Annotated in this window: 15 protein-coding genes; 3 read left to right on the top strand and 12 right to left on the bottom strand. The window is 35.9% G+C overall.

The annotated features are described in order from the left end of the window. Nucleotides 1-13 precede the first annotated feature (13 nt). Nucleotides 14-1,054: an agmatine deiminase family protein gene (locus tag AC51AA_RS01735; RefSeq protein ID WP_500704023.1), complete on the bottom strand. Its 1,041-nt coding sequence runs from the start codon at nt 1,052-1,054 to the stop codon at nt 14-16. Between the two features lie 187 nt (nt 1,055-1,241). On the opposite strand from AC51AA_RS01735, the gene AC51AA_RS01730 reads away from it, so the two are divergent. Together AC51AA_RS01730 and AC51AA_RS01725 are read left to right on the top strand one after the other, a co-directional pair. Further along, nucleotides 1,242-2,765, top strand: a complete 1,524-nt coding sequence (locus tag AC51AA_RS01730) for a choice-of-anchor I family protein (RefSeq protein WP_500704022.1) — start codon at nt 1,242-1,244, stop codon at nt 2,763-2,765. A gap of 203 nt (nt 2,766-2,968) precedes the next feature. Next, entirely contained in the window at nt 2,969-4,225 is a 1,257-nt protein-coding gene (locus AC51AA_RS01725; RefSeq protein ID WP_500704021.1) for an OmpA family protein, read from the top strand. Between the two features lie 205 nt (nt 4,226-4,430). Here the strand turns inward: AC51AA_RS01725 and AC51AA_RS01720 are convergent, their stop codons facing one another. From AC51AA_RS01720 to clpB, 4 genes are all read right to left on the bottom strand, one after another. Beyond that, nucleotides 4,431-5,318: a carbon-nitrogen hydrolase gene (locus AC51AA_RS01720; protein ID WP_500704020.1), complete on the bottom strand. Its 888-nt coding sequence runs from the start codon at nt 5,316-5,318 to the stop codon at nt 4,431-4,433. 176 nt (nt 5,319-5,494) lie between these two features. After that, a complete protein-coding gene (locus AC51AA_RS01715) occupies nt 5,495-5,908 on the bottom strand; it encodes a hypothetical protein (RefSeq protein WP_500704019.1) in 414 nt (137 codons plus the stop codon). Nucleotides 5,909-6,259: 351 nt separating this feature from the next. Continuing rightward, on the bottom strand, nt 6,260-7,141 hold the full coding sequence (locus AC51AA_RS01710; RefSeq protein ID WP_500704018.1) for a DUF808 domain-containing protein: 882 nt from the start codon (nt 7,139-7,141) through the stop codon (nt 6,260-6,262). A 469-nt stretch (nt 7,142-7,610) separates the two neighbouring features. Beyond that, nucleotides 7,611-10,217, bottom strand: coding sequence for an ATP-dependent chaperone ClpB (gene clpB, locus AC51AA_RS01705; RefSeq protein ID WP_500704017.1), 2,607 nt, complete (start codon nt 10,215-10,217; stop codon nt 7,611-7,613). A 156-nt stretch (nt 10,218-10,373) separates the two neighbouring features. On the opposite strand from clpB, the gene ytxJ reads away from it, so the two are divergent. Further along, nucleotides 10,374-10,763: a bacillithiol system redox-active protein YtxJ gene (gene ytxJ / locus AC51AA_RS01700; protein ID WP_500704016.1), complete on the top strand. Its 390-nt coding sequence runs from the start codon at nt 10,374-10,376 to the stop codon at nt 10,761-10,763. A gap of 57 nt (nt 10,764-10,820) precedes the next feature. Here ytxJ and AC51AA_RS01695 read toward each other — a convergent pair whose 3' ends face one another. The 7 genes from AC51AA_RS01695 to proB form a co-directional block, all read right to left on the bottom strand. Continuing rightward, nucleotides 10,821-11,984, bottom strand: a complete 1,164-nt coding sequence (locus tag AC51AA_RS01695) for a hypothetical protein (protein ID WP_500704015.1) — start codon at nt 11,982-11,984, stop codon at nt 10,821-10,823. Further along, the gene (locus tag AC51AA_RS01690; RefSeq protein ID WP_500704014.1) at nt 11,981-12,979 is read right to left on the bottom strand and encodes a DUF2157 domain-containing protein; all 999 of its coding nucleotides are present in this window, start codon (nt 12,977-12,979) and stop codon (nt 11,981-11,983) included. The genes AC51AA_RS01695 and AC51AA_RS01690 overlap by 4 nt, the downstream gene beginning before the upstream one ends. A 121-nt stretch (nt 12,980-13,100) precedes the next feature. Continuing rightward, complete coding sequence (gene argH, locus AC51AA_RS01685; RefSeq protein WP_500704013.1) at nt 13,101-14,381, bottom strand: argininosuccinate lyase; 1,281 nt, start codon at nt 14,379-14,381, stop codon at nt 13,101-13,103. 62 nt (nt 14,382-14,443) lie between these two features. Then, nucleotides 14,444-15,514: a M20 family metallo-hydrolase gene (locus AC51AA_RS01680; RefSeq protein WP_500704012.1), complete on the bottom strand. Its 1,071-nt coding sequence runs from the start codon at nt 15,512-15,514 to the stop codon at nt 14,444-14,446. A gap of 86 nt (nt 15,515-15,600) precedes the next feature. Continuing rightward, nucleotides 15,601-16,374 carry an acetylglutamate kinase gene (gene argB, locus AC51AA_RS01675; protein ID WP_500704011.1) on the bottom strand — a complete coding sequence of 258 codons (774 nt, stop codon included), beginning with the start codon at nt 16,372-16,374 and terminating at the stop codon, nt 15,601-15,603. A 95-nt stretch (nt 16,375-16,469) separates the two neighbouring features. Next, nucleotides 16,470-17,417, bottom strand: a complete 948-nt coding sequence (locus tag AC51AA_RS01670) for an N-acetylornithine carbamoyltransferase (RefSeq protein WP_500704010.1) — start codon at nt 17,415-17,417, stop codon at nt 16,470-16,472. A 45-nt stretch (nt 17,418-17,462) separates the two neighbouring features. Further along, nucleotides 17,463-18,224 carry a glutamate 5-kinase gene (gene proB, locus AC51AA_RS01665; protein ID WP_500704009.1) on the bottom strand — a complete coding sequence of 254 codons (762 nt, stop codon included), beginning with the start codon at nt 18,222-18,224 and terminating at the stop codon, nt 17,463-17,465. Nucleotides 18,225-18,228: the final 4 nt, after the last annotated feature.

Below are 18,228 nucleotides of genomic sequence, written 5' to 3'. Positions count from 1 at the left end.
TATTGCTTTATCATTAGGCTGGAATCTGTTGACTTAAACAATGTAAAGTTCCAAATCCCCAGATAAAATCGATACAGCTAATACCGATTACTTCTCGATCAGGGAAACATTCTGACAATATATTCAACGCCACGCGATCATTACTATCATTAAAGGTAGGAACCAAAACACAATTATTTAAAATCAAGAAATTAGCATAACTCGCTGGCAATCTCAAATCTTCAAAATCCACACGTTTTGGCATTGGTAATGCTACAATCACTGGCGACTTCCCGTCTTCCAACTTCGCATTCTGCAAACGTTTCAAATTGTCTTGTAAGGGTTTGTAATTAGCATCCGTTGGATCTGTTTCTACAATGGTCACAATAGTATCTTCATTAACGAAACGACATAAATCGTCAATATGTCCATGGGTATCGTCTCCTTCTATTCCATCACCTAACCAAATTACATTGGTCACCCCTAAATATTCTTTAAAAACAGCTTCGTAATCTTCTTTAGTGAAATTTTTATTTCGCACTTGAATAGTTGGATGCATTAAACATTCTTCCGAAGTCAATAGGGTCCCTCTTCCGTTCACATCTATCGCTCCACCTTCTACAATTACAGGTTTACCCTTGTACATTACTTGTGTTAAGGGAACATCAATACAATCGGCTATTTTACCTGGAACAAATTTATCCAATTGGTAATTTTTGTATTTTGCCCAACCGTTAAAATTGAAATTCAACGCTTCTCTCCCCTCTCCATTTTTAACCACTATTGGCCCAGAATCACGCATCCAGCTTCTGTTGGTTTTATGAATAACATACGAAATATTGGCAAGATTAACACGTGCTCTATCCAACATTTCATTCACTTTTTCTTTTAATTTTTCGTCGGCTACCACCAAAAAAACAGTTTCAAAAGTGGCTACTTTTTTTATAAATTCTACAAAAGCCCATTGAACAGCTTCGTATTTTCCTGGCCAGTCGTTACCATTATGCGGAAAACACAATACAATTCCTTGTTGTTTTTCCCATTCTGCTGGAAATCTTCTATTATTTGTTGACATAAAGAGGTTCTAAATTTGAAAGTGCACAAAGATAATCATTCAAAAGGATTATAAAATAGTCCAATGAGCTCAAATTAAAAATATGTAATTAAAACTGACAAAAATTAAGTTAAAGATTAAATAATGAAGCCTTAATGTGGGCGTAAGTTCTGCTAATTACATTTGGCAAAACACAAAAAACATAAAAATGAAAAAAATAAGCATTTCATTACTAGCCCTCTTAGCACTTACAACAAGTTGTAATACGGATGAAAACTCAAACAACCAGGAACCTGAAGTCGTTATAAATGAAGACCCGGCAACCTTTAAAGAAATCGGTTCCATAACCATTGGAGGTGAAGCGGCTGCAGAAATCTCAGCTTATGACCAAAAGACCAAAAAACTTTTCACAGTAAACAATAGCGGAACCAACCAAATTGATGTCATTGATATATCCGACCCAACAAAACCAACTAAAATCGGAAAAATTGATTTAAGTCCTTATGAAGGAGCCTCTAATAGCGTTGCTGTACATGATGGGAAATTAGCTGTAGCACTAGAATCAACCCTCAACAAACAAGGAAATGGAAAAGTAGTTCTTTTTAACACTTCAGATTATAGCCTAATCAAACAAATTACAGTAGGCGCTCTACCTGATATGATTACTTTTTCAGCAGACGGAAAATATATAATGACCGCTAATGAAGGCGAACCCAATACCGATTATTCACAAGATCCAAACGGAACCATATCGATTATTGAAGTGGCCAATAATTATACGGTTACCACATTAGATTTTAGTTCTTTTAGCAATCAGGCCGCAACTTTACAAAAAGAGGGGTTTAGAATTTCAAAGTTTGCAAAAAGCTTCGCTCAGGACATCGAACCAGAATATGTCACTATTTCTGATGATTCAAAAACAGCTTGGATCACTTTACAAGAAAATAATGGAGTAGCCAAAGTAGATTTGGCCTCAAAAACCATTACCGCCATTTATCCACTAGGTTTTAAAGATTTTAATACTGCTGAAAACGCCATTGATGTTAGTGACAAAGATGACAAAATCGCTTTTAATCCATGGAAAGTAAAAGGAATGTTTATGCCCGATGGAATTAGTCATTTTTCTACCAATAACGTTCCTTATTTTGTAACAGCAAATGAAGGTGACGCCAGAGAATATACTGCTTACACTGACATTAAGAGAATGAAAGACATGAAACTGGATGCCACAGCTTTTCCTGATGCGGCCACTTTAAAACTAGAACCTAATTTAGGAAGATTGAATCTTATTGCCGATATGGGTGATACGGACAACGATGGAGATCTTGATCAAATGGTCGCTTTTGGAGGGCGTTCTTTCTCTATATGGAACGGGAATACTGGAAAAATAGTGTACGATAGTAAAAATGAGGTCGACAAAAAAACAACCGAATTGGGAACCTACGATGACAAACGTAGCGATGATAAAGGCTCTGAACCAGAAGCGGTAGTTGCCGTTACTATGGGAAATCGCAATATATTGTTTGTTGGTTTAGAAAGATCTGACGCTTTTATGACTTACGACGTGACAAATCCAACTTCACCACAATATTTACAAACGGTAAAAACCGGTGATGCTCCAGAGGGAATTCTTTTTATTCCCGCCTCTAAAAGTCCGACCAAGAGAAGTTTGTTAGTCGTTAGTAATGAGGGAGATGGCACTCTAAAAATATACCAACCCGATTTAAAATAACCCTCTACTCATCCAATCAATAAGGGCTAAATTTTGCATTTAGCCCTTATTTTTGTTCAAACGTTTTGATTTCATTAACTAATTTACCTAAATAAAACCCAAAAGATGGGAATTATGTAAGACCAAATACAACAGTATCTAAAAGCTGAATTCTATTTTTGCCTTAAGTTTAACAATAAAAATCAACTTAAAATTCAGATATTATGAAGAAGAAATTAGCTTCCTTATCACTTTTATTACTGGCAGTTACGGCAAGTGCACAGAACATGGCAAAGACCACTGCAAGTACTATTGATCAACCTACTTTTAATAAATGGTCTATCGAACTTAATGGCGGTCTTAACAAACCAACTAGAGCATTGACTCCTGGTTACTCTACGTCAACATTAAATCCTTTTCATGCTGATTTAGGAGTACGCTATATGTTTAGCCCTAAATTTGGTTTGAAATTAGACCTTGGATACGATCAATTTCAAGAACGCGACAATACAGCACCTTTTGACACTAAAGCTTTTAGAACAAGCTTACAAGGGGTTGTAAACATTGGTAGAGCATTAAACTTTGAAACTTGGACCAACACTATTGGTTTATTAGCTCACGGTGGATTTGGAGTTTCACAATTAAGATCTGACGATGGTTTTAATGGACTAGACTACATAGCACACGGAATCGTTGGTTTGACAGGACAAGTTAAACTTAGCAATCGTGTTGCTTTAACTGGAGATCTTAGTGGAATCGTTAACGGAAGACAAAACTGGAATTTTGACGGAATGGGTCAAACAACAACGGGTTCATTCGATGGTGTTTTACTTAATGCTTCTGTTGGTTTGACTGTTTACTTAGGTAAAAATCAGAAACATGCTGACTGGGTTGGAGAAGAAGACAAATACGATGCATTAGAACAAAGAGTTGAACTAATCGAAACCGGTCTTATAGATACAGATAAAGATGGTGTAGCGGATTTATATGATTTAGAGCCAAACTCTATCACTGGAGTAGCAGTAAACACAAAAGGACAATCTATTGATACCAATCAAAATGGTGTTCCAGATGAATTAGAAGGCTACTTAGAAAAGACTTATGGTCAAAATGGTAAAGGAGCAACTAATAGTACAGTTGAAGAATTAATTAACAGTGGATACGTAAATGTATACTTCGATTTTAACTCATCAAAACCAACCAATACTTCTTTATCTGGTGTTGATTTCTTAGTGAAATACCTAAAAAACAATCCATCAAAATCGGCTTCTATCATCGGATATGCTGACGAAATTGGAAACACTTCATACAACCAAACTTTGTCTCAAAAAAGAGCTGAAGCAGTGAAGAAAATTGTAGTTAACGCTGGAATCGATGAGTCTAGATTAAGTGTTAGTGGAAACGGTGAAGATACTTCTGTGAACAAAAAATCAAAAGAAGCACGTCAAATCGTAAGAAGAGTTACTTTCAAAGTAAACTAATTACTATAGTGTCTAGTCCTGAAAAGTAATACAGGATTAACAACAATACAGTACACATTTTTAAACAGTAGTAAGCGAGAGTTTACTACTGTTTTTTTTTTGCTCTATAAGTTCTCCTTTTTCACAACGAGATAAACCAAGCAAAAAGGGGCCGTTTCATTTGAAATAGCCCCTTTTTACTTTTATACGAATGAACTAAACTGAATTAATCAATCGCTCTTTTGGTAATATCTCCAAAGGCGTCAATTCTTCTGTCTCTGAAAAAAGGCCAGTTTTGACGCACATTTTCTTGTAAATCTAAATCTACTTCAGCAATCAAAATTTCTTCTTTATCGTGTGAAGCCTGTGCTAAAATTTCACCTTGAGGCCCTGCAATAAATGAAGCTCCCCAAAACTGAATTCCATCGGTACCGTCTATATATTGCTCTAAACCAATTCTATTGGCAGCAGCTACGAATACACCATTTGCAACAGCATGTCCTTTCATCACGTTCATCCAAGCGCCATATTGATTTTCACCATATTGCTCTTTTTCTTTAGGATGCCATCCAATTGCCGTTGGGTAAAACAACACCTCTGCCCCTTTTAAAGCAGTAATACGAGCTGCTTCTGGATACCATTGATCCCAACAGATCAACGTTCCTATTTTTCCTTTTTTTGTTTCAATAGCTTGAAATCCTAAATCCCCAGGTGTGAAATAGAATTTTTCATAAAAATGAGGATCATCTGGAATATGCATCTTACGGTACAATCCTGCTTCCGATCCATCTGTATCGATAATATAAGCACTGTTATGATATATTCCTGCCATTCTTTTTTCAAAGAAAGGAACAATAATTACCACTCCCAATTCCTTAGCTAAAGCGCTAAAAGCTATAAATGAAGTACTATATAAAGGTTCCGCTAAAGCAAAATTATCAACATCTTCACTTTGACAAAAGTAGTGGCTACTATACAATTCTGGTAACAAAATAACTTCAGCACCTTTAGTTGCTGCATCTCGAACCCAACTGATACATTTTTTCAAGTTGTTTTCAGCAACATCATTTAGGTTCAACTGAATAACAGCAATTTTATATTTCTTATTCGGCATGACTTAAAATTTTTAGATTGCAAAAATAGTTAATTTTCTAGATAGTAACCGAAAAACCGTTTTATAAATATTTCTTTTCAATGGTTTTTGATCAAAAGAAACAAGAATAAAACGGTTTAAAAATTGGCAAAGCCAAGAACAGTAGATTAGTAAGCCACTTATTATATTTTTACAGACTATTCAATAATCACTTTTTGTGTTATGAATTCAGTTTCTGATTTTCTGAATTTAATTTCAAAAGTTCCTGCTGTAGCCGATTTGAATTTGTAAACGGTTTTTTTAGGATCTGGCACTTGTTGTGTACAAACTCCACCTGGGTATTTAACTTCAACTTGCCATCCTTTTTCAGTACCTAAAGTTACTTCTGTGAATTTATTGAATTCTCCACAAGCGTTGTCCACGATAAAAGTCACATCATAACTCAACTCTTCGTTTACTTTTCCAGTTTCTGGTCCTTTAATTTCTGTCACTAAAGCATTTTTTGTACTTTCTCCTGGAGCCGTTACTTTATCATCATCATTACTGCATGAAACCAATGCTGTTGCCAAGAACAATACCACTAAAACTGATTTTAATTTAAACTTTTTCATAAAATAATTATTTGTTATTAATTACTATGAAGATGAAGAAGGATTGCTTTGGTTGCTTTTAAAAAATGTTAAATATTTTACACCAACCGATAAACAACTATAAACCAAGAGGTTATTTCATCAAAAAAATTCACGCAACCCCTACCTTTTTTTAATAAAAACGACATTCTTCAGGTCTTGACTCTCTACTAAAACTCTTTTTCTTTCGCTTTTTCTACTCCCAAAATACTCAACTATTGCCCGAGACTATAATCCGTAAAACAGTGGTTAAAAATCAGCAGGCCGCTTGGGTATAAAACAAAAAAAACACCAGCCTCACAACTGGTGTTATAGTAGTACATAACAACAACCTTAGGCCGCTGTTTCTTTTTTAGGCAATATTTTCTTTATTAGAGTTACTACCCCCAAAACTAAAAAGCCAATAACAAGTCCTATGATAAATTCTTTTACCACAGCTGGCAATTGCGGAACTAAATGATGGAAGAATTCTATATTATGAACAAAAATACCCCCCGCCACTAAGAGTAAAGCGATGGTCCCAATTACTGATAAACTCTGAATCACTTTTGGAAGGGCTTGTACCAGTAGATTCCCTATTGTTTTGGATATACTGCGTTCTTTTTTACTCATTTGAATAAGTTTTAAACCCAATTCATCCATTCTTACGATAAGCGCTACGATTCCATAAACCCCAATAGTTGCTACTATTGCAATAATGGACACCACCATAATCTGTGATAAAATCGGTTGTCCAATGACAGTCCCTAGGGCAATAATGACGATTTCCACTGATAATATAAAATCAGTCACAATCGCAGATTTTATTTTTTCTTTTTCGGTAGCTAAAATTTCTTCTTCTGTTAGGTGCTCTGTGCTTAGGTGTACTTTCGCATGAGGGTGAGGAAAGAAAAATTCAAATATCTTCTCTGCTCCTTCATAGGCTAAAAAAAGCCCACCCAATACTAAGATCACAATAATAGCCACAGGCAAAAAAGCACTCAGTAAAAAGGCTATAGGCAAAATGATTAATTTATTGATAAAAGAACCTTTACCAATGGCCCACAATACAGGAAGTTCTCTGGAAGAAATAAAGCCTGAAGCTTTTTCGGCGTTCACTGCCAAATCATCCCCTAAAATACCTGCTGTTTTTTTTACGGCAACCTTACTCATTACAGCAACATCATCCATAATTGCTGCAATATCATCTAATAAAACGAAAAACCCTGACGCCATTCTATTTGTTTTTGGAATTACACTAAGACAGTCTGGGCTCTACCCCAATAGAATTAATGCATATTGTTATTTTATGCGAATCTAACACTTTTTGTTCGATTCTCTTTATACCAATTTAAGCAAATATTCCTATGAGACTTTCTGTATTCCATTTTAACTACATTGCCCTAAAATTACCCAAATGATAATAAAAACGAAAATAGTTCCAAAGCAACCACCACCTAACTTTTTCGCACCATAACCTGCTATTAAACCTCTAAATATATTGTTCATATGATTTGATTTTAATTTGTTTTATACCCGACGCTCTTTTTACCTAAGTCGGTTTATGTAAAGATCTGAACTTAATTCCAAAATACATACAAATTCTTTCAAAAAATAAGTAGTATTTTACTGATTTACAGTTAATAGCTAAAAAAAAAAGCACCAGCCTTACGACTGATGCTTCTAAACTATCAAAAATGAAACCTTATTGGGCTACTTCTGGTGTCTGGTTTCTAAAAACCAACTGACCATCAAAAGCGTCTAATAAAATAATACTATCGGTTGTAATGTGCCCTGCCAAAATTTCTTTCGACAATTGGTTTAAAACGTCTCTTTGTATCACACGTTTTACGGGTCTTGCTCCGAATTGCGGATCAAATCCTTTATCGGCTAGATAGGTAATTGCTTCCGGAGTTGCATCCATGGTGATACCTTGTAAAGCCAACATTTTAGTCACACTTTTCAATTGTAAACCGACAATTTGAGTAATATTAGCCACTGTTAAAGGTGGGAACAATACAATTTCGTCAATACGGTTTATAAATTCCGGACGCACGGTTTGTTTCAACAACCCAAGCACTTCTACTTTGGCTGCCTCCGTAGCAGCTTCAATACCCCCTTTTAAATTTTCAAATTTCTCTTGTATAATCTGACTTCCCATATTAGAAGTCATGATGATAATCGTATTTTTAAAATCAGCCAAACGACCTTTGTTATCGGTCAATCGCCCTTCATCCAATACTTGTAATAAAATATTAAAGGTATCTGGATGCGCTTTCTCAATCTCATCTAACAGAATTACAGAATAGGGTTTTCTACGTACCGCCTCCGTTAATTGTCCACCTTCATCATAACCTACATATCCTGGAGGTGCACCAACTAATCTACTCACACTATGACGTTCTTGATATTCACTCATATCAATTCTGGTCATCGCATTTTCATCATCGAATAAATATTCCGCCAAAGCTTTTGCTAGCTCCGTTTTACCGACTCCCGTAGTTCCTAAAAACAGGAAGGTACCCACCGGTTTTTTCATATCCTGTAAACCAGCTCTACTTCGCCTTACAGCATCACTTACTGCTTCGATGGCTTCTTCTTGACCTACTACACGTCGGTGTAACTCATCCTCCAAATGCAAGAGTTTTTCTCTTTCGGTTTGCAGCATTTTCATCACTGGAATACCAGTCCACTTGGCTACAACTTCTGCTATATCTTCTCGGGTTACTTCTTCTTTGATCAAAGAATGTCCTGATTGATATTCGTGCAGCTCTTTCAACAAGCCTTCTAGTCTTTCTTGCGCTTCTTTAATTTTTCCGTAACGAATCTCGGCTACTTTTCCGTAATCACCATCACGTTCGGCACGATCGGCCTGGTGTTTAAAGTCTTCAAGCTCTAATTTGACAGCCTGAATTCCATCTACCACATCTTTTTCCGATTTCCACTTCACGTAGATCTCATTTCGTTCTTCTTTCAAATTAGCCAAGTCCATATGCAAAACTTTGAGCTTGCTTTCTTCTTTCTCACGTTTTATGGCCTCGATTTCAATTTCTAATTGCATAATTTTTCGATCCAAAACATCCAATTCTTCTGGTTTTGAATTGATTTCCATACGCAATTTAGAAGCAGCTTCATCCATTAAATCAATCGCTTTATCCGGTAGGAAACGATTGGTAATATAACGTTGAGAAAGCTCAACTGCTGCAATAATTGCCTCGTCTTTTATCTGAACTTTATGATGTGTCTCATATTTTTCCTTGATTCCACGTAAGATGGAAATCGCACTTTCGGTATCAGGCTCATCAATGACAATTTTTTGGAAACGACGTTCAAGCGCCTTATCTTTTTCAAAGTATTTTTGATATTCATCCAAAGTAGTAGCTCCAATAGCTCTTAATTCTCCACGAGCTAAGGCAGGTTTTAGAATATTAGCCGCATCCATTGCGCCCTCTCCTCCACCTGCACCTACTAAAGTATGAATCTCATCTATAAACAAGACGATATCGCCTTCGGCTGCCGTCACTTCTTTTACCACCGATTTCAATCGTTCTTCGAATTCTCCTTTGTATTTAGCACCCGCAATCAAGGCTCCCATATCCAATGAAAACACAATTTTATCCTTTAGGTTTTCTGGCACGTCACCATTGACGATTCTTCGTGCCAAACCTTCAGCAATTGCGGTTTTACCCACTCCAGGTTCCCCAATTAACATCGGGTTGTTTTTAGTTCGACGCGTTAAAATTTGCAATACTCGTCTAATTTCTTCATCTCGTCCAATAACAGGATCTAATTTTCCTGTACGGGCTAATTCATTTAGATTCTTGGCGTATTTATTCAATGAATTATACGTTTCTTCAGCAGAGGCAGAAGTAACGCGTTCTCCTTTACGCAATTCATCAATAGCCGCTCTTAATCCTTTATCGGTAACACCTTGGTCTTTTAAAATTTGCGCCACTTTGCTTTTCGAAGCAAAAATAGCCAGCATTAAATGCTCAATAGAAACGAACTCATCGTTCATTTTTTGTGCAATGATTTCCGCTTCGTTCAAAGTGGTATTTGCTCCTCTAGAAAGCATAACATCTCCTCCAGAAACTTTTGGAAAGCTCTGAATGGTGCTATCTAGAATTTGAAGAAACAAAGGCACGTTTACATTGAGTTTTTTCAAAATAAATGGTGCCACATTTTCATCAACTTCAAAAATAGCTTTGAAGATATGCTCATTCTCTATTTGCTGTTGACCATACTGTTGAGCCAACTGCTGAGAAAGCTGTATAGCTTCTTGCGATTTGATTGTAAATTTATTTATGTTCATCTTTATTTGATTTATGATTTATGATTCTATTTTAATAAGTAACTTTGTTTATTATTTCTCAAATTACATTCCACAGTATAAAAACAGACAAAATGGCGCTATAAATTCACATTTCAGCAATTTTAAACGCCAAAAAGTCATAAATAACGACAAAATATGAGTTTTCTAACTTCACTATTTGGAGATTCTGACCAAAATAAAGCAGCAGAATCAAAAATAAACTGGATTCCCTTAACTAATTTAACACAATTAGACCAAATTCAAACGGAATCTAACGATAGCCCTAGCTTTATATTTAAACACAGTACGCGTTGCAGTATTAGTAGAATGGCGCTAAAACAATTCGAAAGAGAATTTGCTTTGGACAATAAAGTTAAGGCTTATTTTCTAGACTTAATCGAGCACCGCGATATCTCCAACGAAATTGCGAGCCGATTTGATGTCTATCACGAATCGCCACAATTGATCTTAATCAAAAACGAAAAAGCCGTTTATCATGTTTCTCATAGCGATATTGACGCAGAGGCTTTAAAAGCTAAAGTCTAATTGTATTTTGGTCACAGATTAAAAGCAACACTCTCTTTTTAATCTGTGACTTCTATTTTAAAAACTTCCTTCTGAACCTCCACCACTAAAACCTCCACCTCCAAATTCCATCGGATTGACTGGTTTTACTTCTGGTTTCATTCCGAATGTTGAAGCAACAATTAAAGCTTCGGCATTTAAAAAGGCATTTGACTCATGGAGTCTATCGGGTGTAAAGGTCAATCCTGTTTCCTTATCTTTTAACTTTTTTATCATAAAATAGGCTATGGCGAACAAAACTAATCCGCCCAATGTTAACACTACCTCTATGGGCAATACGGAATAATAAAATCGGATGCTGTACATCGAAAATCCTATAGCCAAAAAACTGATCCAAAGCAGTATTCTATCTTTTGTTTTTAAAGCCTGAAACAAATAAACAATTGGAATTATAGCTGTGAAAGCATAAAAGAAAACTGCAAAAGCAATATCATTTCCTGGAAGAATTTCATTTCCTAAAAGCACTACTGAAAGCTCTCTGACTACTAAATAGTTGCAGGAAAGATAAAACAGTATCAAACAAAAACTGTTGGCCAATAAAAGACCTTTGTAATGGTAACTTTGTTTCAAGTGGTTCATTGCTTTTTTGGTAAAAAAATAAAAAACACCAGAAACCACTAAAACAACAAATGGCAAAATCATTTTTCCCAGGCTTCCCCACTCCAATAAGCCCAAACACAGTACAGCGCTGCAAGCCAAACAAAAAACAAGCATCGCTCCTAAATGCAAATACCTCTTATAACATACAAAAGATGCCAATGAGGCGAAAAAGGCAACCGTTAATTCATGCCCATCTGTTGTAATACCAACCGCTATAGCTACATTCAAAATGGCCCCCAAAATAAAAGCGTCATCCAATCCATGACTGTAGTATTTTCGTTGGGTTAAAAATTCTGCACCGGCAAAACCAACTCCAGCAAAAAGATAACAGCAAATATTGAAAAAAAACTGCTCTCCACTGAGTCCAAATAAAGAAATCGCCCCGCAAATTGATCCGTATAAAAAGGACCCCAACAAAAAGAATCCCAAACGCACCAAAATATTATGGTGCATTTTAAAATGCGCTAAATTCTTTTTAATGGACTCTCTTTGTTCTTTAGTTATAAATCCTCCTTTTTGTAAAGAGTCTGCTTCTTCCAGCAAAGCCAAATCATCTAAAAATTGTTTTTCGTGTGCAATCATTTGGCTAGCTCTTTATTGAAGTTCTTAATGAGTTTAATAAACAATACGATAGAACCAATGAAATAAACAGGCAATAAGAAAACAAATAACTCCCAAATAGCCGAAAAATCAATATTCTCAAAGATTCTAAATAAAACAATATTCAAACCAACATACCCATAAATAATCATGAAGATATATAACGAAATTGCTTCAAGCTCGTGACTCACTTTATAAAAATAATAGGAGGAACCAGCCAAAACCACGGCAAAAACCAGCCCAATACCGATATAGGAGTTTATTAAATTACTAAGCGCTGCAAGACTAATGAGGTGCAAAGCAAAAGTTAAAAAAATAAGGCTAAAATGCGTTTTTAGCGCTATTCTTGTACTATAGATGGTCCAAAGAATCAATAAGATTCCCAATAGTACAGCCCAATAAGCTAGACTTTGATCCGAATAAAAAGTAGTATTATTTAGTAGATCCTGAGGTCTAACAGAAAGCCCAACATAGGCAGCTAAACCCGTAATGGCTATGGTCAAAACACTCTTGTTGTCAAAATAGTAAGCGCAAAAGAAACTGACTATTGTGGGAATGAGAGTAGCCAAACCATAATGTGTCCCGAAGGTTTTGTATTGAAATTGCAAATAGCCTATAAAAATACAACTCAGTATACTAGCAGCCAGAACCAGGTAGGATAAAATGGGACTCTCAAAGGTAGTTTCTGCTTTTTGAAATCCCTTAGATCGGGTAAAGCAAAAATAAAAACAACTTAACATGACTAGGAACAACAAGCCTAAAATAGCCATATGCCCTATGGTATCGATGTTCTGATAAATCAAGATTCCGATTCCAGTGGTGAACAATACAACCGACAAATACAGCAATGCCTGTAATTCAGCATGCAACGAAAAAATACCTAAACTGCGATAGGCCTTTACTTGCACCAACTGTTCTTGCGTAATGAGGCCTTTCTCAAAAAGCTTCTCAGTAGCTTGTTCTTCAAATTGTGTCATAGCATTACATTATAATAAAGAGTATCAAATATAATGTATTTATGCTGATTTTTCTGTCTTACAAATAAAGCATTATAGGAACAAAAAAAATGCGTTATGAAACTCATAACGCATTTTCTCATTAGTAAGATTTCATCATCTTCTCTTTTATCGCTTCTAAGCACAAGTTATTGATACTTCCTTCATGTGTGTGCTTGGTTTCTTTTGGAGAGGTAAAGGTCCCGTTTTCTAGTTGTTCGGCTACTTCTTTATAAGCATCTCTAAAAGGCATACCTGCCACCACCATTTCATTTAAAGTATCCACCGTAAAGAGATAATCGTATTTTTTATCGTCTAGGATATGGTCTTTTACCGTAATGTCTTTTATAGAGAAAATAGCAATATCCAAACAGGCTTTTAAGTTTTGAATCGCTGGAAACAATCCTTCTTTTAAAAGTTGTAAATCTCTATGATAACCACTTGGTAAATTATTGGTGATCAATGTAATTTCGTACGGTAGAGCTTGAATTTTGTTGCATTTTCCACGAATTAACTCAAACACATCTGGGTTCTTCTTATGAGGCATAATGCTTGAACCTGTTGTCAAATGCGATGGCAAACTGATGAAATCAAAATTCTGACTCATATACAAACAAACATCCATAGCAAATTTAGACAAGGTAGCCGCCACACTGCTCATTGCAAAAGCGACAGTTTTTTCTGCTTTACCACGACTCATTTGTGCGGCAACAGCATTGTACTTTAAAGTCTCAAAACCTAATTCTTTTGTAGTGAAGGTTCTATTGATTGGAAACGAACTACCATAACCTGCAGCCGATCCCAATGGGTTTTGATCTACAATTTTTGCCGCTGCATTAAGCATCGTAATATCATCGATAAGGCTTTCGGCATAAGCGGAGAACCACATTCCAAATGAAGAAGGCATGGCAATTTGCAAATGCGTATACCCTGGCAATAGGACATTTTGATGTTTCTCTGCAGATTGCATTAACAAATCAAACAGACTTTTTACCTGTTCCTTTAATGCTTTTACCTCGTCTTTCAAGTATAAATGCACATCAACTAAAACTTGATCGTTACGCGAACGAGCGGTATGGATTTTCTTTCCAGCATCGCCTAGTTTTACCGTAAGTAGGTATTCAATTTTAGAATGCACATCTTCAAAACTATCTTCGATCACGAAATTTCCTTTTTCGGCATCGGTAATAATTTCCTGTAAAGCTTCTACTAATGAATTGGTTTCATCAGCCGTTAGAAGTCCAATTTGTCCTAGCATTTTTGCATGTGCAATAGATCCTAATGCATCATATTTAGCCAGTACTAAATCAAGTTCTCTATCGTTTCCAACGGTAAAGTGTTCGATCTGTTTATCTGTTGCAATTCCTTTTTCCCAAAGTTTCATAGGTCATTTTTTTTTCAAAATCCCAAAGGTTTATTAAACCCGCTAAGGATCAATTGGTGAAATTATATTTTAAAGAAATCAGTTAGTATTTGAATATACAAAGCGACTCCTTCTTCTATTTCGTTGATAAAAATAAATTCGTCAGCCGAATGTGAGCGTAAGGTTTCCCCTGGTCCTAGTTTTAGAGATTGACAACTTAAAACGGACTGATCAGAAAGCGTTGGCGAACCATAAGTTGTTCTTCCTAAAGCGATACCGGCTTGAACCAAATCATGTGCTATTGGAATAGATGACGCATTCAAATGCATGGATCGAGGTGTAACTTCAGCCGCTACATTGGCTTTTACTACTTCAAGTATTTCGGCATTCGAGTAACAATCGTTTACGCGAATATCAATCACTAAATCACATTCTGAAGGTACTACATTGTGCTGTTTTCCAGCATTAATCTGTGTTACGGTCATTTTTACAGGACCTAACACTTCAGAAATTTTATCGAATTTATAATTTTTAAACCATTCCATTACTGGAATTGATTTGTATAAGGCATTATCTTCGTTTTGATGTGCAGCATGACTAGCTGTTCCTTTTACTTTTACATCCAGAACCAATAAGCCTTTTTCAGCTACTGCCAATTGCATCAAAGTAGGTTCCCCCACTATAGCGCAATCCAATTCTGGCAAATGTTTTAAAACACTGTTTAAACCGTTTTTTCCACTGCTTTCTTCTTCAGCAGAGGCCACGATAACCAAGTTATAAGGCAGCTGTTGATTTTCGTAAAAATGAACGAAAGTAGCCAATAAAGAGACCAAACATCCTCCCGCATCATTACTTCCCAAACCGAATAATTTACCGTCTTTTTCGATGGGTTTAAACGGATCATTAGTATAAGCTTGATTGGGTTTTACCGTATCGTGATGCGAATTCAGTAAAAGTGTAGGTTTGTTTTGATCAAAATATTTATTGAAAGCCCACACATTATTATTTTCTCTTTTAAAAGGAATTTCGTTTTGATGGAACCAATTTTCAATTAAAAGTGCTGTTTGCTCCTCTTCACTCGAAAACGAAGGGGTCTCAATTAGATTTTTTAATAATATAATGGCCTCTTGGGTAAGGGTTTTTATGTTTTTCATTTTTTATTAAGTCTGAGGTGCTTAGACTATGAAGTTCTAAGACTGCAAAAGTCTTAGTTTCTTGTAAACTTAGCAACTTTTTTCTGCTATAATGTAATGGTTGTATGCAAAACAGCTGGGTCTTGCAACATTCTATGGTGTCCTATTTTGATTCGCTGAACGCCTTTTGCTAAACTATTGAAACAATTATCCAATTTAGGAATCATGCCTGAATGGATAACCTTTTGCTCTTTTAACTCCTTGTACAAAGCTTCATTTATAGCCGTAATCACAGATGTATCATCTTCGGAGTCCTGCAAAACACCTTGTTTTTCAAAACAATAGGTCAAGGTCACATCAAAAACTTCAGCCAAGGCAATAGCTAATTCACTAGCTATGGTATCGGCATTGGTATTCAATAATTGTCCGTTTTTATCGTGCGTTATAGCACAACAAACCGGTACAATTCCAATTTCCAACAAGGTTTTCAATAAAGCCACATTCACCTGCTTTACATCCCCAACAAAACCGTAATCAATTGTAGGATGATTGCGTTTGGTGGACTGAATCAAATTCCCATCTGCTCCTGACAAGCCAAGAGCGTTAGCCCCTTTTGCCTGTAATTGAGCCACTATATCCTTATTGATTTGTCCGGCATAGATCATCACAACCACTTCGAGCATGGCCGCATCAGTAATACGTCGCCCCTCTATCATTTGAGGAGCTAAACCGATACTTTGCGCCATTTTTGTAGCCGATTTTCCACCACCGTGAACCAAAACTTTATAGCCTTCTATTTTAGAGAAGTCCGTTAAGAACTGTTCTAATTCACTTGGATTATCGATTATGTTTCCGCCTATTTTTATTACTGTAACTTGCATACTTTAAGGTTATGAACTGTTAAAATTATCAGGCGTCACCCCTTTTTCATTCAAAATATTCGCTTGCACAGCCTCTGAAACTTTAACCTCTCTAATTACAACTTTTTTAAGATCTTCTGTAAAACTAATTGAGCTGAATACGTTCTGTTATTGGCTTGTTGAATCACAATAGAATTTTCACTATCGATCACTTCATCACTCACAATTACATTACGACGAACAGGAAGACAATGCATGAATTTCCCATTATTGGTTAAAGCCATTTTTTCAGCCGTAACGGTCCAACTTGGATCTAAGTTGGTTACTTTTCCATAATCGTTGAAATTACTCCAGTTTTTCACATACACAAAATCAGCATTTTCAAATGCCTTATTTTGATCGTATTCGATCTGGCAATCTTTAGTGATCTCCGGACTCAACTCATAACCTTCTGGATGTGTAATGACAAAGTCCATATCTTTTTGCATTTGCATCATTTCCACAAAAGAATTCGCTACTGCCTGAGGCAAAGCTTTTGGATGTGGCGCCCATGAAAGCACCACTTTTGCTTTGTGCTTGGTTTTGTACTCTTCCATTGTAATGGCATCAGCCAAAGATTGTAATGGATGACGAACAGCACTTTCCATATTGACTATAGGCACGGTAGCATGTTTTAAAAATCCTGAAATTACTGTTTCAGCATAATCTTTTTCTTTATCCACCAAACCAGCAAAAGCACGAATGGCTATAATATCACAATACTGTGACACTACTTCAGCCGCTTCTTTAATATGCTCTGAAGCGCCCGAATTCATGATCGCTCCGTCTTCGAACTCCAAGGTCCAGCCTTCGTTGGTAAAATTCATTACCATAACGTTCATCCCTAAGTTTATTGCCGCTTTTTGAGTACTCAAACGCGTTCTTAAACTGGGGTTAAAGAAAAGCATTCCCAGTGTTTTATTTTTTCCTAAGTTTTGATTTTTTAGTGGGTTCTTTTTGATTTTTAACGCACTTTTTACCCATTTTGATAATGAGTTAATATCTTGAATTGAAATATAGTTCATCGTTTTCTGTTTTTTATTAAAGATTAGGAATCCTACTCTTTTGCATTACACAATCTTTGTAAAAGGAATTTCGTTTTTTAAAGCTTTCAAAATAAAATTATCTTCTAGCCCATTGACGATCCAGGTTTCAATATTGGCTGCTTTAGCAATGGCTGCTGCTTCAATTTTTGATTGCATGCCGCCCGTACCGTGTGATGATTTTGAGGTTCCGATTTCCTTTTCCAACAGTTGCAAATCATCCACCAAAGATATGGTTTGAGGAACGTCATCATCAATAGAAGCTTTGGTATAAATACCACTTGTATTGGTGGCAATGATCAAAATATCTACCTTTAATAAAACAGCTGCTAATGCCGCTAATTTATCATTATCTCCAAACTGAATCTCATCGGTAGCTACCGTGTCATTTTCATTGATAATCGGAATATAATTGTTCTCTACTAAAACATTAATGGTATTGACAATGTTCACTTTGGATTGTTCTTTTTCGAAATCCGAATACGACAATAAACATTGTGAAGTCAACAAACCTAGATCACTAAAATTCTCGTGAAAAATCCGCATTAAATGAGGTTGTCCAATTGAAGCCAAAGCTTGCTTTACTATTATTTCCTTCCCCTTACTTTCCAATTTCACAAACTGCTTAGCAGCGGCAATAGCTCCAGAACTCACAATAACAAATTCATAGTCTTTGTTCAGCGCCGCAATCTGCATTCCAATATCCTCAATTTTTCCTCTAGAAATATGATTGGTTTCTTTGGTTAAGGTATTACTTCCTATTTTTAATAAAATCCTTTTTTTACTCATTTCG

It is taken from the genome of Flavobacterium sp. OHVDL-2026-0007, from assembly GCF_059882335.1.
This window is presented reverse-complemented; position numbering and strand designations above follow the sequence as displayed.